The organism is Amycolatopsis nalaikhensis (assembly GCF_030264295.1).
Taxonomy (GTDB): domain Bacteria; phylum Actinomycetota; class Actinomycetes; order Mycobacteriales; family Pseudonocardiaceae; genus Amycolatopsis; species Amycolatopsis nalaikhensis.
On record NZ_CP127173.1, the window covers coordinates 4,341,943 to 4,362,711 of the forward strand.

Sequence of the window (20,769 nt, forward strand, 5' to 3'; positions counted from 1 at the left end):
ATGAACATCCGCAGCAGACAGCTCGGCGAACGGCTGCTCCAGCGCATGGCGGAGCAGGACTGGGGTGTCCGCGAGATGTCCCGCAAGCTCGAGATGAGCGCGCAGTGGGTTTCCTCGGTAACGCGCGGCTTGCACCGGCCGGACCCGGTGCACCTGGCGAGGTTCCTGACCGTGCTGGGGATCCGGGGAGCGGAATACCGCGAGCTGATGGCGTTGGGTGACGAAATGCGCAAGCCCGGCCTGCTCGAGAAGCCGCTGCAACTGCGCACGTTGATCTGGCACGAAGAACGGGCCACCGCGATCTCCCAGTTCCACGGCTGTTTGGTGCCGGGGCTGCTGCAGACCGCCGACTACGCCCGGAGCCTGATCGCCGAAATCGGCACCGCGACCGAGCCGGACCACATCGACGAGCTGGTGTTCGCCCGCATGTCCCGGCAGGTGATCCTCGACAAGCGGCCCAGCGTGGCCTTCGCCTTCTTTCTGCACGAGTTCGTGCTCCGGCTGCCCATCGGGCGCGGAGCGCCCGATGTCATGCGCGGCCAGCTGGCCCACTTGGTGCGGCTGGCCGAACGGAGCCACATTTCGATCCGGGTGGTGCCCGCGCGAAGCGGCGGGCACCCCGCGCTGGCCGGGCATTTCCAGCTGATCGAGTCGGCGAGCTTCACGCCGGTGGTCTACATCGACAGCGAGGTTTCCTCGCTGTTCCTCGAGGAACCGACCGATGTCGCGGCTTACCGGCGCGTGCTCGAGGGTCTGGATCGGGTCGCGCTCGATCGGGCAGAATCGAGGAGGTGCATCGCCGACCTCTACTCGACGGGAGCGCGACGGGATGACTTGGCGTAAGAGCAGCTACAGCACCAACGGTGGCGAGTGCGTCGAGGTCGCCCTCGGTCGTCCGCAAGTCCTGGTCCGGGACACGAAAGACCGCGAGGGCGGCGCCATTGCCGTCCCCGCCGGCCCTTGGCGCGAGTTCCTCAGCCGACTTCGCTGAACATCGGCGGCCGAGGCTCGGCCAAACCCATCTTCACCTCTTCGACCGGCACCGGAACCGCCCCCGCGCCGGCCATCGGCAGCGGCCGGGGCGTCCGCGGCATCCTCGATCCCGCGCCCCCACCGCGTCCCGGGTACACGAGCAACCCGCGGACCGGGTCCGGGACCGCGTCCAGGGCCGCCGTCACGACCGGCAACCTCCGGAACCCGTCGCGCCGCTCCGCCGACCCGAACTCGATCTCCAGCACCACACCCCACCGGTGCTCGTGCCACTTCCACTGCTCGGCACCGTTCGTCAACGCCGCTTCGGTGAGCGCGTCACCGTAAGCCAGGCGCCACCGCGAGGCCGAGAGCTCGCCGTCGAACACCTCGATCGTCAGCCAGTGGTCCATGACCCGACACTACGACCGGTGACACCCGATGGGTGTTGCGATCCGGCACCGATGGTGTGAGAGGGTATGCGCTGTGATGCGGATCATGGGGCGCCCTCGCGCGCTGGTCGCGGTCGTTGCCGGTGCACTTCTGCTCGCCGGGTGCGGCTCTGGTCCCAGTCAGGTCGGCGCCGCCGCGATCGTCGGGGACCGCACTGTCTCCATCGACCAGGTGCAGACGCTGATCGACAAGGCCGTCCGCGAGCACCCGTATGCGCAGAAGCTCGCCCGTGAGCACAAGCTCGACCTGATCGGCCGGGCCGTCGTCAGCCAGCTCGTCCTGCACGAGCTGCTCACCAAGGCCGCCGACAAGGCCGGCATCACGCCCAACTACGGCGAGATCGACGCCCAGCTGGCGAAGGACCCCCTCAACGGCCAGGTCCCCGCCGACGCGAGCGACGAGACCCGGGCCGTCAGCGAGGTCGTCACCCGCACGCGTGACCACCGCGAGGAGCTGACCGACAACAACCTCGCGCAGATGCTGGCCGAGAAGGGCTCCCCGGACCTGTCGGTCACGTTCGACTACACGTCGATCGGCTCGATGCCGAACTCCGACGGCAGCGACGCGCCCCAGGGCCCCGCCGCCAAGAAGGCGGCCGAGGACCTCGCCCGCCAGTTCGCCGCCGACCCGGCGGCCGCGACCAAGCGCATCACCACCGACGTCCAGTTCGAGGCGGCGCTGCGCCAGCAGGCTGCCCAGGCCGGCCAGAACGTCGACTCCATCCCGCCGCTCACCGGCCTCGGTGAGGTCCTGCCCGCGGCGCAGGCCGGCATGCTCGCCGCCACGCCGCTGTACGGCTCGCCGGTCGGCTCCGTGACCGTCTTCCCGTACCCGAACCGCGAGGGCACCTGGTTCGTCGGCGTGGTCCGGCAGCGTGCCGACGGCAAGCCGGTGGCCACCGAGCGGACGCCGTCGCTCGACGCCGCCACCAAGACCGCCATCGGCATGCGGCAGCTGCAGCCGCTGTTCGACGAGCTCGGCGTGCGCGTCAACAAGCGGTACGGCGTGTGGGATTTCGTGGGCATGAACGTCGTGCCGAACCAGGACGCCGCCGAGGGCCTCGTGCTGCCCTCCGGGGGTTCCGCCCCGCGGCAGCAGTGAGCACGGGCGTCGTCGTAGTCGTCCGCGGGGCGACCCTGCCCGCCGCGGCCCTGAAGGTCCTTCGCGACTCCGACGCGGTGTACGCGGCGACTGACGTCGACCCGGCCGTCTTCGGCGTCCCGGCCGTCACCGAGGCGCCTTCGCTGGTGGACGTCGTGCTGCTCGCCGGGTCACGCGACGAGCCCGCGGCGGCGCTGCTCATCGCGACCGGCGCGGAGGTCATCGACACGCCGGTGCCGCCCCTGGTCGAGGCCGCCGACGTGATGGACCGCCTCCGCTCGCCGGGCGGCTGCCCGTGGGACGCGGCCCAGACGCACGACTCGCTGCGCCAGTACCTCGTCGAAGAGACCTACGAGCTGCTCGACGCCATCGAGGAAGGCGACCGGGAGGCGCTGCGCGAGGAGCTCGGCGACGTCCTGCTGCAGGTCCTCTTCCACGCGCGCATCGCCGCCGAGGACCCCGAGGAACCCTTCGGCATCGACGACGTCGCCACCGCGCTCGTCGCGAAGCTGGTCGGGCGGCACCCGCACGTGTTCGCCGACGCCGACGCCGTGCACACCGTCGAGCACCAGAACGTGAAGTGGGAAGAGCTGAAGCAGCAGGAAAAGCGCCGCTTGTCCATTGTGGACGGCGTCGCGCTCGGCCAGCCCGCGGTGGCGCTGGCGGGCAAGCTCGGGCAGCGCTCCGGGCGCGCGGGCATCCCGCTCGACCTCTTCCCGGCGGGCTCCGGCGCCGCCGCCCAGCTGTTCCGCATCGCGGCCACGGCCCGGCGCGCGGGCGTCGACCCCGAGGGCGAGCTGCGGACGCTGGCGAAGCAGTTCGCGAAGGACGTCCGGGCCGCCGAGCAGGCCGCGCGCGACGCCGGGCTGCAGCCGACGACGCTGGAGGCCGACGGCTGGCGGAAGTTCTGGCCGTCCCGCTGAATGTGATCCAGCACACAATCGGGTGAGAACCGTTTCCGATCTTCCGGCGTCTTGCCTGGTGTGAGACAGAAGCCACTGGAGGACGCCGACGAGGAACACCTCGTCCGGCGCACGGCCAAGGGCGACCGCGCGGCGTTCGAGGAGGCTCTACCGCCGCACGTCGCCGTGGCTGGCCGTGCGCCTGCGCCGCCGGTGCGCCGACGAGCAGGTCGTCGCCGAAGTCATGCAGGAGACGTACCTCGCGGTCTGGCGCGCGGCGGGCTCGTTCGCGGGCACCGCGACCGGCGGCACGGCCGTCGGGTGGGTGTGGACGATCGCCGCGCGGCGGCTGGTCGACGCGTTCCGCCGCCGGGCGCACCACGCCGAAGTACCGGCGGAGGTGGCGCTCGACGTCGCGCCGGTGCCGGCGGCGGAAGACGTCGCGCTGGCCGCGACGATGGGGGACGACGTCGGCGACGCGCTGCGCGACCTCGCCCCGGAGCTGCGGCAGGTGCTGCAGGCGATGGTGCTCGACGGGCTGACCGTCCGCGAGACAGCCGTGCTGCTGGGACTGCCGGAAGGAACCGTCAAGACCCGCGCCCGCCGGGCGCGGATCGCGATGCGGGAGGCGTTGTCATGAACCATGCGTCGGATCGGCTCATCGCCGAGTACGCGGCGGGCGACGACCTCCCGGGCGACCGGCTGTGGGGCCTCGAAGCCCACCTCGAGACGTGCGCGCCGTGCCGGGCGCGGCTCGCGGAGGTGGCGTCCGTCCAGCCGGTGGTCGACGTCGTGTGGAACCGCCTCCAGATCGACATCCGGCTGCCGTCCGGCCCGGCCCACCCGGTGCCGGTGCGAGCGCGGCGCAAGCTGCCGTGGTGGGCCACCTGGGCCACCCCGGTGATGCTGCCGTGGCTGGGGATGATCGTGCTGGTCACGCTGCTCGCGCTGGTGTTCGACCAGATCGCGGGCTCGGTGCTGGACGTGACGGCGGTGCAGCTCTTCGCGCCGATGCTGCCGGTGCTCGGCGTCGCCGCGTCGTGGGCGCGGGGGCTGGATCCGGCGTACGAGGTCGTCGTCGCGACGCCGCGGGCCGGGCTGTACCTGATCGCGCGGCGGACGCTGGCCGTGCTCCTCGTCGTCCTGCCGGTGCTCGGGATCGCCGGCTGGCTGACCGGCACGGCCCTCGCGCTCTGGCTGCTGCCCAGCCTGGCCTTCACCACGGGGACGCTCGCGCTGGGCGGCCTGATCGGCGTCGCCCGGGCGGCGTACGCGCTGGTCGCGGTGTGGGTCGCGGGGCTGGTGCTGCCCACACTGGCGGCCCACCAGCCGACGTTTGCGCTCACCACCGGCGCGCTGCCGGTGTGGGCGGGGATCTTCGCGTTGACGACGGTGGTCGTCGCCCTGCACAAGGGCGCGTTCACCCGGCTCGGCGCGCGAAACTAGGGAGGAAGACCATGCGTGCTGTCGAAGCCGCCGAGGTCGCGCCTACGGCCTACGCCTGGGAAATCCAGGCCGAAGGGCTGAAGGTGCGGGTCGGCCGCAGGAAGCTGGCCGTGGACGGGGTGGACCTGTCGCTCGGCAAGGGGGTGCACGGCCTGCTCGGGCCCAACGGCGCGGGCAAGACGACGCTGATCAGGGCGCTGGCCACGGTGCTCCGCCCCGCTTCGGGGAGCTTGACGCTGCTCGGGACCGCGGCCGGGGTGGCCACCGGGCAGCGCGCCCTGCGCCGCCGGATCGGGTACCTGCCGCAGAACTTCGGGTTCTACAAGCGGTTCACCGTCCGGGAGTTCGTCGAGTACATGGCGTGGCTCAAGGAAGTGTCCAAACCGGACATCCCCGGTGCGGTGCAGCGCGCGATCGAGCGGGTGGGGCTCGCCGACCGCGCGGACTCCCGGATGAAGACGCTGTCGGGCGGCATGGTCCGGCGGGTCGGGATCGCGCAGGCGATCGTCAACGACCCCGACATCCTGCTGCTCGACGAGCCGACGGCCGGGCTCGACCCGGCCCAGCGGGTGCGGTTCCGCGAGCTGGTGCAGGAGCTCGGCCAGGACTCGTGCGTGCTGATCTCGACGCACCTGGTGGAGGACGTCGGGACGGCGTGCACGGACGTCGTCCTGTTCGCCGAGGGCAAGCTGGTGTTCCAGGGGACGCCGGACGAGCTGGCCGCGGCGGGCACCCCGGAGCACGTGGGGGACAGCCCGATCGAGCGCGGCTACTCGGCGCTGCTGAACCACGAGCCGGGCAAGGGGGCGTGGTGATGATCTTCCGCATCGAACTGCGGCGCTCGATCGCGCCCTGGGCCGGGCTGGCGCTGGTCGTGGTGGCGCTCGGCTTCCTGTTCCTCCTGTCCGGGCCGTGGTGGAAGGTGCCGGCGCCGTGGACGGCGAACACGACGACGACCGCGCTGTGGCTGCGGTTCCTGCTGGAGTTCCTGTGGCCGATCGTCGTCGGCGCCGGCGCGATCCAGGGCATGCGCGACAGCCGTTCCGGCATGGTCGAGCTGCTGGCCACGACGTCGCGGCCGGGACGGCAGCGGGCGATCCGGCTGGCCGGCGCGGTGGGCCTGCTGAGCGCGCTCGGGTTCCTGCTGGTGTTCGGCGTCGGCTTGGTGGAGGTGCTCGGGCACGGCGGGTTCGTGTCCGCGAGCTTCGTGCCGGTCGTCTTCGTCGGCCTGCTCGCCATCGTGGCGGGCAGCTGGGCGGGCCTGGCGGCCGGGCGGCTGCTGCCGCACCCGCTGACCGCGCCCGCGGTGGCCGTGCTGGCGCTGGCGGTGTCGATCCTGGCCTGGACGTCGCTCGAAGCGGCCGTGCTGGAGATGCCGTACAGCCGGTTCGCGTTGCTGGCGCCGCCCATCGGCCAGCCGGAAGGCTCGTTGGTGACGACGGCGGCTTCCGTGGACCTCGGGCAGGTGGTGTGGTTCGCCGGGCTGGCCGTGACCGGATTCCTCGTGCTGGCGGCCGACTCCGTGCGGGCCCGGCTGCTCGGGCTGCTGCCGCTGGTGGCCGGGGCCGCGATCGCGTTGCCGGTGTTCCCGGCTTCGGCGGACGGGCTCCTGGCCCTCGACCCGGTTGCCGCGGAGAAGGTCTGCGACGGGCCGATCTGCGTCAGCCGGGCGCACGAGGACAGGCTGGCCGCGTTGGCCGGGCCCGGCCGGGAAGCGCTGGCCTTGCTGGCGAAGCTGCCGGGGGCGCCGACGCGGATCGAAGAACAGCTGGCGCCGAACACCTTCAGCGTCCCGCCCGCCCGCGATCCCGGTGTCGTCTACCTGGACTTCCAGCGCCACACCCCCCTGCTCACAGCGGACGCGCGGGACCTGCGGCAGGCGGTGCTGTCCGGGGCCGGGCTGCCGTCGTGCGAACGGCCGAGCGCGGCCAGCCTGAGCGACCTGGGCGGCCGGATGATCGCGGCGGCCTACTTCACCGGTGAGCTGCGGTCGCTGCCCGAGTACACCCGGACCTGGTACGGCCGGAACTCCGAACCGGTCGAGCGAGCGTGGGCGAAGTTCCGCGCGCTGCCGCCGGAGGTTCAGTTCGCGCGGGTCGTGGCGCTGCGGCAGGTACTGCTGACTTGCCAGGGCGACCCGCTCGAGACGCTGGTGCCGGGGGCGCTGGAATGAGGTGGGCGACGCTCTACGCGCGTTCCCGGCAGGTCCCGGCGGCGTTCGCGGGCCTGCTGCTGGCCACGGCGGGCGTGTGGTTCTTGGCGCGCGACTCGTGGTCGCCGACGCCGGTCATGCTGACGCTGACGGCGGCGACGGCCCTGGCGGCGATCGCGCTCAGCGGCCAGGACCCGGACCTCGACCGCACCGCGGCGCTGCCGTGGCCGGTCCGCCGGTTCGCGCACCTGGCCCTGATCGGCGTGGCGGCCGCGGGCGCGGTCCTGGCGGTCCAGCAGCTGGGGGCGACGACTGTCGACATGTCGATCATCCTGCGCGACGCGGCGGGCCTGCTCGGGTTGACCGGCCTGGCGGCGACGGTCGCGGGCGGCCAGTTCGGCTGGACGCTCCCGCTGGTGTGGGCGGCCATCACGCCGTTCGTCCCGGACGACGGCACGACGACGAGCCACATCGTGGCGTGGATGGTGCAACCGGCGGCGACGTCCGCGGCGGCGTGGACGTCGGTGGTCCTGGCGGTGACGGGGACGGCGGCGTACACGGTGGCGGGTGGGCGCCGGTAGCCCGGTGGGGCGCCGATGGTCCGGCGCCCCACCGGCGTCACACGGTGCGGATGTTCGTCTCCAGCTCGAGCGGCTCCCGGTCCCAGTCCTCGACGCCGAAGGCGAGGATCCGCTCGGGCCGGATCCGGATCACGGCGTCGTCGAAGTGGTTGTCCGGGAGGTTCACCCCGGTCAGCGCCTCCGCGCGGCCGCGGATCTCCAGGCAGCGCACCCGCCACGGGTTCGTCGAGGGCAGGTCGTCGACGACGAAGGCGACGTGGTCGTCCGTCGCCAGGTTGCGGAACTTCTTGCTGTCGCGCAGGTTGTGCCCGGTGACGTCGATGGTCTTCTCGTCCGGGTTGTACCGGAACCCGACCGGGTTGACCTGCAGGGTTCCGTTGGGCTGCCGGGTCGCCAGCCGCCCCAGCGGCTGGTCGGCCAAGTACGCGAGCTCTGCTTCGGTGAACATGCCCCGAAGTGTTCAACTTCAAGGGAGCTTGAAGTCAAGCACCAGCTCCGCGAAGCGCGACGCGATCCGCTCGTGTGCCGCCCCGTCCGGGTGCAGCTGGTCCGGCAACGGCAGCTCGGCGAAGTCCGCCTCGCCGTACAGCGCGCGGCCATCGAGGTAGTGCAGCCGCGGGTCCGCGCGCTCGGCCACGATGCGTGCCAGCTCGGCACGGACGACCTCCAGCGTCAGCTTCCCCGCCTCGACCTCGGCCGGGTCGCCGGTGGCGCGGAACCGCACCTCGCCGCGCGCCAGGGCCTCGTGGTCGAAGTCGCCGGGGCCGGGCGTCCGCTCGTGGATCGGGCAGTACAGCGGCGACACCACGAGCAACGGCGTCGTCGGATGACCGTCGCGGATCGTGTCCAGGAACCCGTGCACCGCCGGGCCGAACGCACGCAGGCGCATCAGGTCCGCGTTCACGACGTTGATGCCGAGCTTCACGCTCACGAAGTCGGCGGGCGTGTCCCGCATCGCGCGGGCGGTGAACGGGTCCAGCAGCGCGTTGCCGCTGAACCCCAGGTTGATCAGTTCGACCCCGGCCGAACGCGCGGCCAGCGCGGTCCACGTCGTCGACGGGCTCGCCGCGTTCGAACCCTGGCTGATCGAACTCCCGTGGTGCAGCCACACGCGATCCGCGCGGGAAGCGGGCGACACCGGGGCGTCCGTCCGCAACGCGACCAACGTCGTCAGCTCGTTGTGCGGCAACCAGATCTCGACGTCCTTGTCGTGCCCGGGCAGGTCCGCGAACCGCACGCCCTGGGGCGCGGTCGCCTGTGCGGCGAGCTTGCCGTCCACGACCAGGTCGTAGACGCCGTCCGGCCGCGGTGGCGCGCCCGGGTACTCGACCTTCGTGGCCAGCGTCTCGAGTTCGATCGACCGAGCCGTCGTGCGGAACTGCAGGCGGACGCCCGACGGCTGGGCTTCGGCCATCGTCAGCCGCGGGTCGGAATTCTGTGCCCGGGCGGCGGCGGGCAGCCGGTGCGGCACCAGGCCGCGGTCGGTGGCTTCGAGTTCGAGGGCGCCGCGGATCAGTTCGGCGGTCAACGGGGTGGTGATCACGGTCGGGGCCAATCGTCGAGAAGGGAGTCGAGGACGTCGAGGATGCGGACCCAGCTCTCCGCCGACGGCGGCGAGCTGTGGTCGAACCCGCCGTGGCCTTCGAGGCTGACGAACCCGTGGAAGACGCTGCCCAGCAGCCGGACGGCGTGCGTGTGGTCCGCCTCCGGGACGTCGTAGCCACGCAGGATCGCGCGCATCATCTCCGAGTGCCGGACACCGCCGCTCGCGGCCGCCGTCTCCGGGTCGAGCCGCAGGCGCGCGGCGGCGTACCGGCCCGGGTGCTCGCGGGCGTAGTCGCGGTAGACGTCGGCGAACGCGACGAGCGCGTTCCGTCCGGCGCGTCCCGCGAGCGCGGCGGCGGCCCGGTCGGCGAGCTCGTCGAGGGCCAGCAGGGCGATCTTCGTCCGCAGGTCCTGGGAGTTCTTGACGTGCGAATACAGGCTGGCGACCTTGACATCGAACCGCCGCGCCAGCTCCGAGACCGTCGCCTGCTCGAACCCGACCTCGTCGGCGAGGTCCGCGCCCGCGCGGACCACCCGCTCGGTCGTCAACCCGGCGCGTGCCATCACCACATCCTCCTTTGCCTAAAGCCACTCTAGATCGACCTAAAGGGTTTAGGCAAATGCGAAGATGGGTGGTATGCGCCGACAAGCCGTCAGCTCCTCGACCATCGCGTCCATCGGCTACGACCGGGACCAGCACGTCCTGGAGATCGAGTTCGCCTCGGGCAGCGTCTACCGGTACCGCATGGTGGCGCCGTCCGTGCACCGCGAGCTCATGGCGTCTTCGAGCCACGGCCGGTTCTTCAACACCCGGATCCGCGACCACTACCCGGCCGAGCAGGTCAGCTGAACAGCGCGTCCGCCCAGCTCGAGTCCTTCGTCACGCCCGGCGGGACCGCGAAGTGCGCCGAGCCGGTGTGCTGGACGTACTCCATCATCGCGTCCTTCGACGACAGCGCCTGCTGCATCGGCACGTACTGCTTGCGGGTGTCGCGGTTGAACGCCAGGAAGAACAGCCCCGCCTCGAGGTGGCCGACGCCGTCGGACCCGTCGACGAAGTTGTAGCCGCGGCGCAGGATCCGGGCGCCGTTGAGGGCCTGGTGCGAGGCCAGCCGGACGTGCGCGTCCTTGGCGATCAAGGGCTCGCCGTCCGCGCCGCCGACCTCCAGGTCGAGCTCGTCGAACTCGGCTTTCTGGCCCAGCGCCGCCCCGACGCCCTTCGTGCGGCCGATGATCTGCTGCTGGCCGTCCAGCGATTCGCGGTCCCACGTCTCGATGTGCATCCGGATCCGGCGCGCCACCAGGTAGGTGCCGCCCGCCATCCACGCCTGGCCGTCGCCGGCCTGCGCCCACACCTGGTCGCGCAGCAGGTCCGTGTCCTCGGCCTTGATGTTGTTCGTGCCGTCCTTGAAGCCGAACAGGTTCCGCGGCGTCTGCTGGTCGCGCGAGGTCGACGAGCTGCGGCCGAAGCCCAGCTGCGACCAGCGGACCTCGGTGACGCCGAAGCCGAGCCGCACCAGGTTGCGGACCGCGTGCACCGCCACCTGCGGGTCGTTCGCGCACGCCTGGATGCACAGGTCGCCGCCGCTGCGGGCCGGGTCGAGCTTGTCCTTCGGGAACAGCGGCAGGTCGATCAGCTGCGGCGGCCGCTTGCCCGCCAGGCCGAACCGGCCGTCGAACAGCGACGGCCCGAAGCCGATCGTCAGCGTCAGCTGCGACGCGGGCAGGTCGAGCGCCTCGCCGGTGTCGCCGGGCGGGGCGTACTGGCCGCCGTCGACGGCGCCGCCGGCCACGCCCTCCTGCCCGGCCGTCATCCGGCGAGCGGCGTCGGTCCACGTCTTGAGCAGCTGCCGCAGCTTCTCGCGGTCCTTGGTGGTGACGTCGAGGGCCGCGAAGTGCAGGTTCGCCTGCGTCGGCGTGACGATCCCGGCCTGGTGCTCGCCGTGGAAGTCGACGGTGTTCACCGACGCTTCGGCGCTGCCGCTGGTCGCCTTGTCGATCCCGACCCCGGCGGCGGCCCCGGCCCCGGCGAGCGCGACCCCCGCGCCCGCCAGGCCGAAGAGCTTCCGCCGCGAGACGCGCGTGCCCTCTGTCGACGTCACTGGGAGACGACCTCCGCAACCTTGCTCAGCGGCTCGCTCAGCGCGTCGACGGCCGAAGCGAACTCCTTGACCTGGTCCTGGGACAGCTCGGTGTACAGCTTGAAGCCGTCACCGGCGCGCTGCTTGTCCAGCAGCCCCTGCACGTTCGCGAACTCATTGTCCAAAGTGGACACGAGTGCGGCGTCCTTCGCCTGCAGGATCGGGCGCAGCGAGGTGATCGCGCCCTTCGAGCCGTCGAGGTTGGCCTGGAAGTCCCAGAGGTCGGTGTGCGAGAAGGTCTCCTCCTCGCCGGTGATCTTGCCGGTGGCGACCTCGTCGAGCAGGCCCTTCGCGCCGTTCGCGAGGTCCAAAGCGGACAGTTCGAGCGTCTTGGACTTGGCGACCAGGTCCTTGACGTCGGTCACCAGCTTGTCGGCGATCTGCGCGCTGTCGGCCTGCAGGCCGGTCTTGAACAGGTCCTTCTCCAGCCGGTGGAACCCGGTGAACTGCTGGCCCGGCTCGAGGTCGGCCTCGCGGACGTCGATCGCCGGGTCGAGGTCGCCGAACTTCTCGGCCACCGGCTCGATGCGCTCGTAGTAGACGCGGGTGCGCGCGTACGCGGCCTTCGCCTCGTCGACCTTGCCCGCCTTGACGAGGTCGGCGAACTTCACCGTCTCGTCCTGCAGGGCCGCGGTGTTGTTGGCGACGTAGCTCGCGTAGCTCTTGGTCGCCTCGGCCTTCTGGGCGTTGGTGTCGTTCTGCTTCGCGACGCCGCCGGTGACGGTGAAGTCGCCGCGGATGCCGTCGCCGGCCATGCCCGGCTTGCACGCGGTCTGGTACTTGCCCGCGTTGGCGACCTCGACGATCAGCCGCCGGTTCAGCCCGGGCGCGATGTTCTCGACCTCGCCCATGATCCGGTCGCCCTCGGCGTAGAGGTAGAACTCGGTGACCTTGGTGCCCTTGTTGGTGATCTCGAAGGTCACGTTGCCCGCGTTCGCCGTGGTGGCGGAAACGTTGCAGGCCGTGTCGGACGCCTCGACCTTGATCGGGCCGCCGTCGGCGGGGGCGCCCGCGGTGTCGCTCTTGCTGTCGCACGCGGTCAGCGTCACCAGCATGGCGGCGCCGGCCAGCACGGCCAGCGAGGGGGTCTTGCGCACGGTCACTCCTTCGAGGCGGCCGCGGCGGCGGGCGCCGGCGCGGTCTTCTTGCTGGGCTTCAGGAACAGGGGCAGCACGATGGCGACGTAGGCGACCCAGGCGACGGCCTGCAGCACGGTCGTCTGCTGCGAGTAGTTGAAGATGCCCTTGAGCAGGGCGCCGTACCAGGACGTCTCGGGGAGCGTCGCCGAGGCGTCGAAGGCCAGCGTGGTCAGGCCGGGCAGGAAGGCGGCTTCCTGCAGGTCGTGCAGGCCGTAGCCGAGCACGCCCGCGGCGACGAACACCAGCAGCACGCCGGTGATCGTGAAGAACTTCGACAGGTTGAACCGGACGGCGCCCTTGTAGAGCAGCCAGGCCAGCACGACGGCGGCGGCGATGCCGACGGTGAACCCGATCAGCGGCTGCACGGTGTCCGATTGCGCCGCCTGCACGGTCGAGTAGAAGAACACGGCGGTCTCGAGCCCTTCGCGCCCGACCGCCAGGAACGACAGCAGCAGCACGGCCGCCGGGCCGACGTCCAGCGCGTCGTCCATCTTCCCGCGCAGCTCGGCGGCGATGCTCTTGGCCGCCTTGCGCATCCAGAAGATCATCGCGGTGACGAACACGACGGCGACGATCGACAGGCTGCCGCCGAGCAGCTCCTGGTGCTCGAAGGACAGCTGCGCGGTCGTGAAGGTGAGGACGGCGCCGACGGCGACCGACAGCAGCACCGCGGCGCCGACGCCGGGCCAGACCCAGCGCAGGGCGTGCCGCCGGTCGGTCTTGACGAGGAAGGCCACCAGGATGCTGACGACCAGCGCGGCTTCCAGGCCTTCGCGCAGCCCGATCAGCGCGCTCGAGAACAACACCGGTCCGCCTCCTGAATTTATTCCGGGTCCGAGATGGTTTTAGGTAAGGCTCACCTGTAAGTCCAGAGGGCGGCCGACGGCTCGAAACGATCAAATCGGGCAAAAGGGACGTCTTTCGCCAAGTTAGGTTAGGATAACCGCAGGTCAGCGGGCTACGCGTCGACTCGATAACGAAAACTGTGATGTCCCTGGCAGTGGCATGGTTTTTACCCTGCGCTTGCCTGGTCAGGCTGTCAGGGGACCCCCTTGAGTGCCTCCGTAACCTGATCGGGTGGCCGATACCGCTCAGCCGACCGTCACGCCCCCGTCGTCGCCCCCTGGCGGCCCACCCCGGAGGTACCTCGGCCGGGTGGCGCTCGCGCTGGGGCTGGTGGTCACGGGTGTCGTCCTCGTGCTGACGATCGGCATCCGGAACCCGGACGCGCCGGTAGCCCCGCCGGTCCAGCCGGCGCTGGCGATCCCGGAGCAGCGCCCGCAGCCGGGAGCGGAGTCCCCGCGAGCGGGGCTGGCGGCCCCGGTCGACCGCCCGCAGGTGTCGGACCAGGTGGAACTGGACGCGTGGGCGACGCGCGTCGCGGACAAGACGCACGTGCCGCCCCGCGTGCTGGCGGCGTACGGCCGCGCGGAGATGTGGATGCAGCGCCAGAAGCCGACGTGCCACTTGTCGTGGGCGACGCTGGCGGGCATCGGCCGGGTGGAGACGGAGAGGGGCGAGTTCGACCTGTCGGCGATCGCGGCGAACGGCCGGGTGGCGAAGCCGGTGGTCGGGCCCCCGCTGGACGGTTCCCCGGGAGTCCCGGCGGTCCACGACACGGACGCGGGAAAGCTCGACGGCGACAAGGCGTGGGACCACGCGATCGGCCCGATGCAGTTCCTGCCGTCGACGTGGACGAAGTACCAGGAGCGAGCCAACGGCGACGGCGGCGCACCGGACCCGCAGAACATCGACGACGCGGCTTTTACCGCGGCTCGGTATTTGTGCTCGGGCGGGGATGATCTGGGCACGCCTGCCGGGTGGTGGCGGGCGATCTTGTTCTACAACCCCGGGGTGGCGTATGGGCAGGATGTGTTCAGCGCCGCGGACGCCTATGCGGAGGCCAGTGTCGCGCCCTGACGCGCTTTGTGGTGTCGCGAATGGGTCATTGGCGACCTTTGCGGGCCCGCGCGGCTGTTCGGCCGGGTCCGGGTCGTGAAGTCCGCGGGTCTCAGCGGGGGCCGGGTGTCGCGTTCTGATTGGGCTGGGTGGTGAGCCGCTAGTGGTGTCGCGAATGGGTCATTGGGGACATCTGAGGTCGCGAATGAGTCATTCGCGACCTTCGCCGCCGGGTGGTCGCGTCCTCGTCGCTGCTGGCTGACGCACCCGGTCCCGGTCCCCGCCTCGGCGAGCTGAGCGGGTCCCGCCGGTCGTGAACCCGGCGCTTGTCCACAGCCCCTCCGGATTGTGGAGAACTCCGCCGGGATCGCCCGCGCTCGGCGGTTTTGTCGGTGGCGGCCGATACGCTGGAAGCGGGACCGGCCCCCCAAGGGAAGGGCGGGGCGTCCCCGCGTCCCCGTGGCTGTCTCCGGGCGGCTGCCCGGCGGCGTCACAGCTCCCGGTCGGCGAAGAACGGCGTAACGGCCATCAGCACGAGAAGCAGAACCCCGGCATAGGCACCCAGCGTGGTGAAGATCGACATCTCAGTTCCTCCCTGATCAGGTCTGGAACCAGCTTCGCCCGCGTAAGGGGTCCGGCGGATCGGCCGAGGGGCCCGCACAGATCGGCCGAAAGGCCAATACCACCGAGGCCGTTCGGCCCTGGACGTCACGGCTCGCGGAGTGCGATGTGCGCCTTGACCTCGCTGATCGCCTCGAGGTACTCCGGCACCGGGTTCATCGCCGACGCCATCCGCATCTGGGCCAGTGCCTCCACGAACCGGCCGAGGCGCTGCAACGTGCGGCCCAGGATGAACCGTGCGTAGTGGTCCGTCGGGTCCAGTTCGAGCACCCGGGTGAACGCCGCTTCGGCTCGTCGCAACTGTGCGGAGTGGAAGTACGCGCGGCCGGCCAGCAGGTGCACCGATGGCTTGTCCGCTTCCGATTCCAGCAGTGGCTGCAACGCCTTCAACGCGTCCAGCGGACGGCGGCGGCCGACCAGGTCTTCGGCCTGACGGAAGGCATGGAACCCCGACTCTTCGGGAGGCTGCGAAGCAGCTGCGGCATCCGTCATGGTCACTCCCACGTTACCTCGGGAGAGGGGGTTGCACACGCCGCCGATCGGGACGTGATGGACTGTGCCGCCATGAGCAGCCCGTACCGGGGCCTGGCGCCCTACCTTTACTACGCCGATGCCACCGAGGCGCTCGCCTGGCTGACCAGGGTCTTCGGGTTCACCGAGGAGGTCCGGTTCTGCGACGGCGCCGGCGAGGTGTTCCAGGCGACGCTGCGCGCGGGTGACGCGCGGATCCAGATCGCCGGCGTCGGGCCGGACTACTGGCAGGCCAAGGGCGTCGACGGTCCCGTCGGGCAGCTCAACATCCTCTACGTCGACGACGTCGACGATGCCTACGAAAGCATCGCCGCCGCGCTGGGGGACGAGGCCGAAGCTCGATCCGCCGCAGGACCAGCCCTACGGCGCCCGGGTCTTCACCGTCGCCGATCTCGGGGGCAACAGCTGGACCTTCTGGCAGCAGACTTCCGAGACCGTCGAGCTGCCGCCCGGCTGGCAGGCGGTCCGCGCGGGCGGTGAGTCCTCCAACGGGTGAACTGCGGCGACGGCTAGGCTGGGCGCGTCACCGCAGGCACGACGCACCGAGGAGCATGGCGTGGCTCTCATCGAGCAGGTAGGCGCGCGCGAGATTCTGGACTCGCGCGGCAACCCGACGGTCGAGGTGGAGGTCGCCCTCGACGACGGCACGCTGGCGCGCGCCGCGGTCCCGTCGGGCGCGTCCACCGGCGAACACGAAGCGGTCGAGCTCCGCGACGGCGACACCGGCCGCTACAACGGCAAGGGCGTCGAGCGCGCGGTCGCCGCGGTGCTCGACGAGATCGGTCCGGAGATGGTCGGCATCGAAGCCGTCGACCAGCGGATCGTCGACCAGAAGCTGGTCGACCTCGACGGCACGCCCGCGAAGTCCCGCCTCGGCGCGAACGCCATCCTCGGTGTCTCGCTGGCCGTCGCGAAGGCCGCCGCCGAGTCGTCCGAGCTGGAGCTGTTCCGCTACCTCGGCGGGCCGAACGCGCACGTGCTGCCGGTGCCGATGCTGAACATCCTCAACGGCGGTTCGCACGCCGACAGCAACGTCGACATCCAGGAGTTCATGATCGCGCCGATCGGCGCGGAGACCTTCCGCGAGGCCCTGCGCTGGGGCACCGAGGTCTACCACTCGCTGAAGTCGGTGCTGAAGGGCCGCGGCCTGGCCACCGGCCTCGGCGACGAGGGCGGCTTCGCGCCGAACCTCGGCAACAACCGCGAGGCCCTCGACCTGATCGTCCAGGCCATCGAGAAGGCCGGCTACACCCCGGGCCGCGACGTCGCGCTGGCGCTCGACGTCGCCGCGACCGAGTTCTTCGGCGACGGCGCGTACACCTTCGAAGGCGCGAAGAAGAGCGCCGAGCAGATGTCCGCCTACTACGGCGAGCTGCTCGCGAACTACCCGCTGGTGTCCATCGAGGACCCGCTGAGCGAGGACGACTGGGACGGCTGGGTCACCCTGACCGCCGAGGTCGGCGACAAGGTCCAGATCGTCGGCGACGACCTGTTCGTCACCAACCCGGACCGCCTCGAGGAGGGCATCACCCGCCGCGCCGCCAACGCGCTGCTGGTGAAAGTCAACCAGATCGGCACGCTGTCGGAGACGCTCGACGCGATCTCGCTGGCGACGTCGTTCGGCTACAAGTCGATGATGAGCCACCGCTCCGGCGAGACCGAGGACACGTTCATCGCGGACCTGGCGGTCGCCACCGGCGTCGGCCAGATCAAGACCGGTGCCCCGGCCCGCGGCGAGCGGATCGCCAAGTACAACCAGCTGCTGCGCATCGAGGAGACCCTCGGTGACGCCGCCCGGTACGCCGGCGAGCTGGCCTTCCCGCGGTTCAGCGCCGAGGGCTGAGCCTGCCATGGCGGACCGGGGGAGGACGACGCGCAACCGCCGGGCCGGGGCTTCCCGGACCGGCGGGTCCGCGCGGGCCCGGCGTCCCGAGGCGGCGCGGCGCCGCACCGGCGACGCGGAGACCACCAGGGACCGGCTGCGCCGGGGCTTGGCGGCGAAGCGCGCGTCCGGCGCGGCGAAGGTGCTCGGCATGTCCACCACCCGCCGCGCGGCGGTGGTGGCGATCGTGGTGTGCGCGCTGGCGTTCACCATCGCCGTGCCCCTGCGCACGTACCTCTCCCAGCGGACCGAGGTCCGCGAACAGCAGGCGCAGCAAGCCCAGCTGCAGCAGGAGGTCGCCCAGCTCCAGGGCCGCAAGGCGGAGCTGAGCGACCCCGCGCAGATCGAGGCCGAAGCCCGGCGGCGGCTGCGGTACGTCAAGCCGGGCGAGACGCCGTACATCGTCCAGCTGCCGGAGGACAAGGCGCCGGACGCGGCCCCGCAGCAAGGACAGCAGCAGGTGGCGGGCGGCTCCTGGTACGAGAACCTGTGGAACCAGGTCTCGGGCGGCTGAAGGGGACTTTCAGTGCATCTCGCGCGCTGAAGGGCGCTTTCGTCTCATCAGATGCGACGAACGTCCCCTTCAGCCCACGCATTAACCTGGAGCGCGTGAACAGCACGCAGCAGCACCGGTTCGAGCCCGTCACCGACGCCGATCGCGAGGTCATCGCGGAGCAGCTCGGACGGCCGCCGCGGGCGCTGCGGGCCGTCGCCGCCCGGTGCCCGAGCGGGCACCCGTCCGTGGTGCAGACCAGTCCGCGGCTGGAGAACGGCACGCCGTTCCCGACGCTCTACTACTTGACCTGCCCGAAGCTCACCTCCCTGGTCGGCACGCTCGAGGCGTCCGGGATCATGAAGGAGATGACCGACCGGCTGGGCACCGATCCGGAGCTGGCGGCGCAGTACCAGCGGTGCCACGAGCAGTACCTCGCCGAGCGCGACGCGATCGAGCCGCTCGGCCACCAGGTCACCGCGGGCGGCATGCCCGGGCGCGTCAAGTGCCTGCACGTCCACCTCGCGCACACGCTCGCGGTCGGTCCCGGGGTCAACCCGTTCGGTGACGAGACCCTCGCGTGGCTTAAGGCGAACGGGTGGCCCGCGGGCGACTGCGCCGCGTAACACTCGCGCGCCGTGAACAGATAACTGGTCTGGGTGAGCGAAAACCCCATTCGGGACTATCGAAGGGGTGAAACCACGCCGCGGGTACGGCAGGCTGTGACCCGACGGCGGAGGTTGACCGATCCAGCCAGGAGGGCTTCGAGTCATGCGCGTGCGGCGGCTGCTCGACGCGGCCGGAAGCCACGCCCGAAGATTCGGGCTCCGCCACCGCACCGCGTACCCGCTGATCACCGGCATCTTCGCGGTGGTCCCGGCGCTGGTCGCCGGCGGCGGCACGCTCGGCTGGCTCGGCGGCAGCGGTGAGCACACCCGCGACGCCGCGCTCGCCCAGGGGTACGACCCCGGCCACGCGGCCCTCCAGCAGATCGCCGTCGACGGCACCCTCCCCGGCGCGCCCACCCCGCTGCCGCTCCCGGCGTACGAGCTCCCCGACGGTCCCCTCGGCATCCCGGCCACCGCGCTCGCCGCGTACAAGAACGCCGCCGACATCCTCGGCCGCGAGCTGCCCGCGTGCCACATCGACTGGGCACTGATCGCCAGCATCGGCCGCATCGAGTCCAACCACGCGCGCGGCGGCTACGTCGACGCGGCGGGCACCACCCGCGAGCCGATCCTCGGCCCGCAGCTCAACGGCCAGGGCGGGTTCGCCGCGATCCCGGACACCGACCAGGGCGTGCTCGACACGGACCCGGTCTGGGACCGCGCGGTCGGCCCGACCCAGTTCATCCCGGCGACGTGGAAGGGCTACGCCTCCGACGGCAACGGCGACGGCAGGTCCGACCCCAACAACATCTTCGACGCGGCGCTGGCCACCGGCCGCTACCTCTGCTCCGGCGGGTTCGACCTGGCGAACCCGGACCAGCTGCGCGGCGCGATCTACCGGTACAACAACTCCGACACGTACGTGAACACCGTGATCCTGTGGGCCGAGGCGTACCGGAACGGGATCATGCAGGTGCCGGACAGCACGGTCCCGGTCGGCGCCCCGAACGCGGCCGCGGCCCCGCCACCCCCGGCGATCCCGCCACCGCCGGTCCCGTCGACGACGGTTTCGGCGCCGCCGTCCACCACACCGGGCACCACGACGTCGCCGCCCATGACGACGAAGGCGCCGTGCGCGTCGCCGACCACGACGGTCACCACGACGACCGAGACGAGCGTGACGACCGAGCCGTCGCCGACCTCGACCGCGCCGGGGACGTCGGACAACCCGACGAGCCCGCCCCCGACGCCGACTTGCGGAGCGACGGTCACCTCGGTCACCACGACGACCACGACCACCACCACGACCGTGGAGACGTCGGCCGCCGGTTAGGGTGATCGCATGCCTCGTGTTGCCGCGATCGACTGTGGGACCAACTCCATCCGCCTGCTCGTCGCCGAGCTGACGCCGCGCCACGACGGCACGGTCGACCTGCGCGACCTGCACCGCGAGATGCGGATCGTCCGGCTCGGCCAAGGCGTCGACGCCACCGGCGAGCTCGCCCCGGAGGCGCTCGAACGCACGCGCGTCGCGCTCGCCGACTACACGATCGCCGCGCGGCGCAAGGGCGTCGAGAAGGTGCGGATGGTGGCGACGTCCGCGACCCGCGACGCGAAGAACCGCGACGACTTCTTCCGCATGACACGCGAGACCCTCGGTGTCGAGGCCGAGGTGATCAGCGGCGACGAGGAAGCGCGGCTGAGCTTCACCGGCGCGGTCGGGGAGCAGGACCCGGACGACGGCCCGTTCGTCGTGGCCGACGTCGGCGGTGGTTCGACCGAACTGGTCCTCGGCACGTGGGACGGGCGCAAGGCCGAAGTGCTGACGGCGAAGTCCGTCGACATCGGCTGCGTCCGCATCACCGAGCGCGCGCTGAAGAGCGACCCGCCGACCGCGGCCGAGATCGCCGCCGCCCGCGACCTGGCGGGCAAGGTCCTCACCGAGGCGTTCGACGTCGTCGACGTCGGGCAGGCCCGGACGTGGGTGGGGGTCGCGGGCACGGTGACCACGCTGTCGGCGATCGCCCAGGAGCTGCCGGAGTACGACCGCGACCGGGTCCACCTGTCGAAGCTGAGCGCGGCGGACATCGACCGCCTCGCGGCGCGCCTGCTGTCGGAGGACCACGCGACGCGCGCGGCCAACCCGGTGATCCACCCGGGCCGGGTGGACGTGATCGGCGGCGGCGCGGTGGTGGTCCAGACCCTCGCGGAGCAGCTGGCGGCGCGCGGCGGGCCGACCGAGCTGGTGGTCAGCGAGCACGACATCCTGGACGGCATCGCGTTGTCGCTGGCCTGACCCGCCCCGA

The 20,769-nt window shown here is 71.6% G+C and carries 23 protein-coding genes and 2 pseudogenes; 17 read left to right on the forward strand and 8 right to left on the reverse strand.

The genetic code is table 11. From position 1 onward, the window contains the following. Both QP939_RS21500 and QP939_RS21505 read left to right on the forward strand, forming a co-directional pair. Positions 1 to 843 (forward strand): helix-turn-helix domain-containing protein, encoded by an 843-nt coding sequence (locus tag QP939_RS21500; RefSeq protein ID WP_285458592.1) that lies wholly within the window; start codon positions 1 to 3, stop codon positions 841 to 843. Continuing rightward, positions 830 to 991 carry a DUF397 domain-containing protein gene (locus tag QP939_RS21505; protein ID WP_285458593.1) on the forward strand — a complete coding sequence of 54 codons (162 nt, stop codon included), beginning with the start codon at positions 830 to 832 and terminating at the stop codon, positions 989 to 991. Before QP939_RS21500 ends, QP939_RS21505 begins: the two co-directional genes overlap by 14 nt. Here the strand turns inward: QP939_RS21505 and QP939_RS21510 are convergent. After that, positions 975 to 1,382, reverse strand: coding sequence for a hypothetical protein (locus tag QP939_RS21510; protein ID WP_285458595.1), 408 nt, complete (start codon positions 1,380 to 1,382; stop codon positions 975 to 977). The genes QP939_RS21505 and QP939_RS21510 overlap by 17 nt on opposite strands. Positions 1,383 to 1,467: 85 nt before the next feature. Between QP939_RS21510 and QP939_RS21515 the strand changes: the two genes are divergently transcribed. The 7 genes and pseudogenes from QP939_RS21515 to QP939_RS21545 all read left to right on the forward strand — a co-directional run bounded on the left by QP939_RS21515 (position 1,468) and on the right by QP939_RS21545 (position 7,604). Beyond that, a complete protein-coding gene (locus QP939_RS21515) occupies positions 1,468 to 2,523 on the forward strand; it encodes a SurA N-terminal domain-containing protein (RefSeq protein ID WP_285458596.1) in 1,056 nt (351 codons plus the stop codon). After that, the gene (locus QP939_RS21520; protein WP_285458598.1) at positions 2,520 to 3,446 is read left to right on the forward strand and encodes a nucleoside triphosphate pyrophosphohydrolase; all 927 of its coding nucleotides are present in this window, start codon (positions 2,520 to 2,522) and stop codon (positions 3,444 to 3,446) included. The genes QP939_RS21515 and QP939_RS21520 overlap by 4 nt, the downstream gene beginning before the upstream one ends. Before the next feature lie 60 nt (positions 3,447 to 3,506). Beyond that, positions 3,507 to 4,065 (forward strand): annotated as a pseudogene (locus QP939_RS21525) (RNA polymerase sigma factor). Further along, positions 4,062 to 4,871 (forward strand): zf-HC2 domain-containing protein, encoded by an 810-nt coding sequence (locus QP939_RS21530; protein WP_285458599.1) that lies wholly within the window; start codon positions 4,062 to 4,064, stop codon positions 4,869 to 4,871. Before QP939_RS21525 ends, QP939_RS21530 begins: the two are co-directional and overlap by 4 nt. A gap of 11 nt (positions 4,872 to 4,882) precedes the next feature. Then, complete coding sequence (locus QP939_RS21535; protein ID WP_285458601.1) at positions 4,883 to 5,686, forward strand: ABC transporter ATP-binding protein; 804 nt, start codon at positions 4,883 to 4,885, stop codon at positions 5,684 to 5,686. After that, the gene (locus tag QP939_RS21540) at positions 5,686 to 7,044 is read left to right on the forward strand and encodes a hypothetical protein (protein WP_285458602.1); all 1,359 of its coding nucleotides are present in this window, start codon (positions 5,686 to 5,688) and stop codon (positions 7,042 to 7,044) included. Before QP939_RS21535 ends, QP939_RS21540 begins: the two co-directional genes overlap by 1 nt. Continuing rightward, on the forward strand, positions 7,041 to 7,604 hold the full coding sequence (locus QP939_RS21545; protein ID WP_285458603.1) for a hypothetical protein: 564 nt from the start codon (positions 7,041 to 7,043) through the stop codon (positions 7,602 to 7,604). The genes QP939_RS21540 and QP939_RS21545 overlap by 4 nt, the downstream gene beginning before the upstream one ends. Before the next feature lie 37 nt (positions 7,605 to 7,641). On the opposite strand, the gene QP939_RS21550 is transcribed toward QP939_RS21545, so the two are convergent. From QP939_RS21550 to QP939_RS21560, 3 genes are read right to left on the reverse strand one after another with little or no spacing between them, the layout of a single operon-like run. Further along, positions 7,642 to 8,052: a PPOX class F420-dependent oxidoreductase gene (locus tag QP939_RS21550; protein WP_285458604.1), complete on the reverse strand. Its 411-nt coding sequence runs from the start codon at positions 8,050 to 8,052 to the stop codon at positions 7,642 to 7,644. A gap of 18 nt (positions 8,053 to 8,070) precedes the next feature. Further along, a complete protein-coding gene (locus tag QP939_RS21555) occupies positions 8,071 to 9,147 on the reverse strand; it encodes an SGNH/GDSL hydrolase family protein (RefSeq protein ID WP_285458605.1) in 1,077 nt (358 codons plus the stop codon). Next, positions 9,144 to 9,713 (reverse strand): TetR/AcrR family transcriptional regulator, encoded by a 570-nt coding sequence (locus QP939_RS21560; RefSeq protein ID WP_285459811.1) that lies wholly within the window; start codon positions 9,711 to 9,713, stop codon positions 9,144 to 9,146. Before QP939_RS21560 ends, QP939_RS21555 begins: the two co-directional genes overlap by 4 nt. Before the next feature lie 73 nt (positions 9,714 to 9,786). Between QP939_RS21560 and QP939_RS21565 the strand changes: the two genes are divergently transcribed. Further along, positions 9,787 to 9,999: a KTSC domain-containing protein gene (locus QP939_RS21565; protein ID WP_285458606.1), complete on the forward strand. Its 213-nt coding sequence runs from the start codon at positions 9,787 to 9,789 to the stop codon at positions 9,997 to 9,999. Here the strand turns inward: QP939_RS21565 and efeB are convergent. Genes efeB through efeU form a run of 3 tightly spaced genes read right to left on the reverse strand, consistent with a single transcriptional unit; the run spans position 9,992 to position 13,235 of the window. Continuing rightward, positions 9,992 to 11,251: an iron uptake transporter deferrochelatase/peroxidase subunit gene (efeB, locus tag QP939_RS21570; RefSeq protein ID WP_285458608.1), complete on the reverse strand. Its 1,260-nt coding sequence runs from the start codon at positions 11,249 to 11,251 to the stop codon at positions 9,992 to 9,994. The two genes, QP939_RS21565 and efeB, sit on opposite strands and share 8 nt — an antisense overlap. Next, a complete protein-coding gene (efeO, locus tag QP939_RS21575; protein WP_285458609.1) occupies positions 11,248 to 12,393 on the reverse strand; it encodes an iron uptake system protein EfeO in 1,146 nt (381 codons plus the stop codon). Before efeO ends, efeB begins: the two co-directional genes overlap by 4 nt. After that, on the reverse strand, positions 12,390 to 13,235 hold the full coding sequence (gene efeU, locus QP939_RS21580) for an iron uptake transporter permease EfeU (RefSeq protein WP_285458610.1): 846 nt from the start codon (positions 13,233 to 13,235) through the stop codon (positions 12,390 to 12,392). The genes efeO and efeU overlap by 4 nt, the downstream gene beginning before the upstream one ends. A gap of 370 nt (positions 13,236 to 13,605) precedes the next feature. Between efeU and QP939_RS21585 the strand changes: the two genes are divergently transcribed. Beyond that, the gene (locus QP939_RS21585) at positions 13,606 to 14,349 is read left to right on the forward strand and encodes a lysozyme family protein (protein ID WP_285459812.1); all 744 of its coding nucleotides are present in this window, start codon (positions 13,606 to 13,608) and stop codon (positions 14,347 to 14,349) included. 687 nt (positions 14,350 to 15,036) lie between these two features. On the opposite strand, the gene QP939_RS21590 is transcribed toward QP939_RS21585, so the two are convergent. Next, entirely contained in the window at positions 15,037 to 15,441 is a 405-nt protein-coding gene (locus tag QP939_RS21590) for a tetratricopeptide repeat protein (protein ID WP_285458611.1), read from the reverse strand. 72 nt (positions 15,442 to 15,513) lie between these two features. Here QP939_RS21590 and QP939_RS21595 point away from each other — a divergent pair. The 6 genes and pseudogenes from QP939_RS21595 to QP939_RS21620 all read left to right on the forward strand — a co-directional run bounded on the left by QP939_RS21595 (position 15,514) and on the right by QP939_RS21620 (position 20,759). After that, a pseudogene (locus tag QP939_RS21595) lies at positions 15,514 to 15,976 on the forward strand (VOC family protein). A gap of 60 nt (positions 15,977 to 16,036) precedes the next feature. Beyond that, positions 16,037 to 17,323, forward strand: a complete 1,287-nt coding sequence (gene eno, locus QP939_RS21600) for a phosphopyruvate hydratase (protein ID WP_285458612.1) — start codon at positions 16,037 to 16,039, stop codon at positions 17,321 to 17,323. Positions 17,324 to 17,330: 7 nt separating this feature from the next. Next, on the forward strand, positions 17,331 to 17,876 hold the full coding sequence (locus QP939_RS21605; RefSeq protein WP_285458613.1) for an FtsB family cell division protein: 546 nt from the start codon (positions 17,331 to 17,333) through the stop codon (positions 17,874 to 17,876). Between the two features lie 95 nt (positions 17,877 to 17,971). Further along, positions 17,972 to 18,481 (forward strand): DUF501 domain-containing protein, encoded by a 510-nt coding sequence (locus QP939_RS21610; RefSeq protein WP_285458614.1) that lies wholly within the window; start codon positions 17,972 to 17,974, stop codon positions 18,479 to 18,481. A gap of 145 nt (positions 18,482 to 18,626) precedes the next feature. After that, positions 18,627 to 19,796, forward strand: coding sequence for a lytic transglycosylase domain-containing protein (locus QP939_RS21615; protein ID WP_285458615.1), 1,170 nt, complete (start codon positions 18,627 to 18,629; stop codon positions 19,794 to 19,796). A gap of 9 nt (positions 19,797 to 19,805) precedes the next feature. Beyond that, positions 19,806 to 20,759 carry a Ppx/GppA phosphatase family protein gene (locus QP939_RS21620; protein ID WP_285458616.1) on the forward strand — a complete coding sequence of 318 codons (954 nt, stop codon included), beginning with the start codon at positions 19,806 to 19,808 and terminating at the stop codon, positions 20,757 to 20,759. Positions 20,760 to 20,769: the final 10 nt, after the last annotated feature.

What these genes read in the sequence shown, in the direction of transcription:
- QP939_RS21505 (WP_285458593.1), top strand. Translation starts at nt 830, where the DNA reads ATGACTTGGCGTAAGAGCAGCTACAGCACCAACGGTGGCGAGTGCGTC.
- QP939_RS21540 (WP_285458602.1), top strand. Translation starts at nt 5,686, where the DNA reads ATGATCTTCCGCATCGAACTGCGGCGCTCGATCGCGCCCTGGGCCGGG.
- QP939_RS21590 (WP_285458611.1), bottom strand. Translation starts at nt 15,441, where the DNA reads ATGACGGATGCCGCAGCTGCTTCGCAGCCTCCCGAAGAGTCGGGGTTC.
- QP939_RS21500 (WP_285458592.1), top strand. Translation starts at nt 1, where the DNA reads ATGAACATCCGCAGCAGACAGCTCGGCGAACGGCTGCTCCAGCGCATG.
- QP939_RS21530 (WP_285458599.1), top strand. Translation starts at nt 4,062, where the DNA reads ATGAACCATGCGTCGGATCGGCTCATCGCCGAGTACGCGGCGGGCGAC.
- QP939_RS21605 (WP_285458613.1), top strand. Translation starts at nt 17,331, where the DNA reads ATGGCGGACCGGGGGAGGACGACGCGCAACCGCCGGGCCGGGGCTTCC.
- QP939_RS21620 (WP_285458616.1), top strand. Translation starts at nt 19,806, where the DNA reads ATGCCTCGTGTTGCCGCGATCGACTGTGGGACCAACTCCATCCGCCTG.
- QP939_RS21535 (WP_285458601.1), top strand. Translation starts at nt 4,883, where the DNA reads ATGCGTGCTGTCGAAGCCGCCGAGGTCGCGCCTACGGCCTACGCCTGG.
- QP939_RS21510 (WP_285458595.1), bottom strand. Translation starts at nt 1,382, where the DNA reads ATGGACCACTGGCTGACGATCGAGGTGTTCGACGGCGAGCTCTCGGCC.
- QP939_RS21615 (WP_285458615.1), top strand. Translation starts at nt 18,627, where the DNA reads ATGCGCGTGCGGCGGCTGCTCGACGCGGCCGGAAGCCACGCCCGAAGA.
- QP939_RS21560 (WP_285459811.1), bottom strand. Translation starts at nt 9,713, where the DNA reads ATGGCACGCGCCGGGTTGACGACCGAGCGGGTGGTCCGCGCGGGCGCG.
- QP939_RS21515 (WP_285458596.1), top strand. Translation starts at nt 1,468, where the DNA reads ATGGGGCGCCCTCGCGCGCTGGTCGCGGTCGTTGCCGGTGCACTTCTG.
- QP939_RS21550 (WP_285458604.1), bottom strand. Translation starts at nt 8,052, where the DNA reads ATGTTCACCGAAGCAGAGCTCGCGTACTTGGCCGACCAGCCGCTGGGG.
- QP939_RS21565 (WP_285458606.1), top strand. Translation starts at nt 9,787, where the DNA reads ATGCGCCGACAAGCCGTCAGCTCCTCGACCATCGCGTCCATCGGCTAC.
- QP939_RS21545 (WP_285458603.1), top strand. Translation starts at nt 7,041, where the DNA reads ATGAGGTGGGCGACGCTCTACGCGCGTTCCCGGCAGGTCCCGGCGGCG.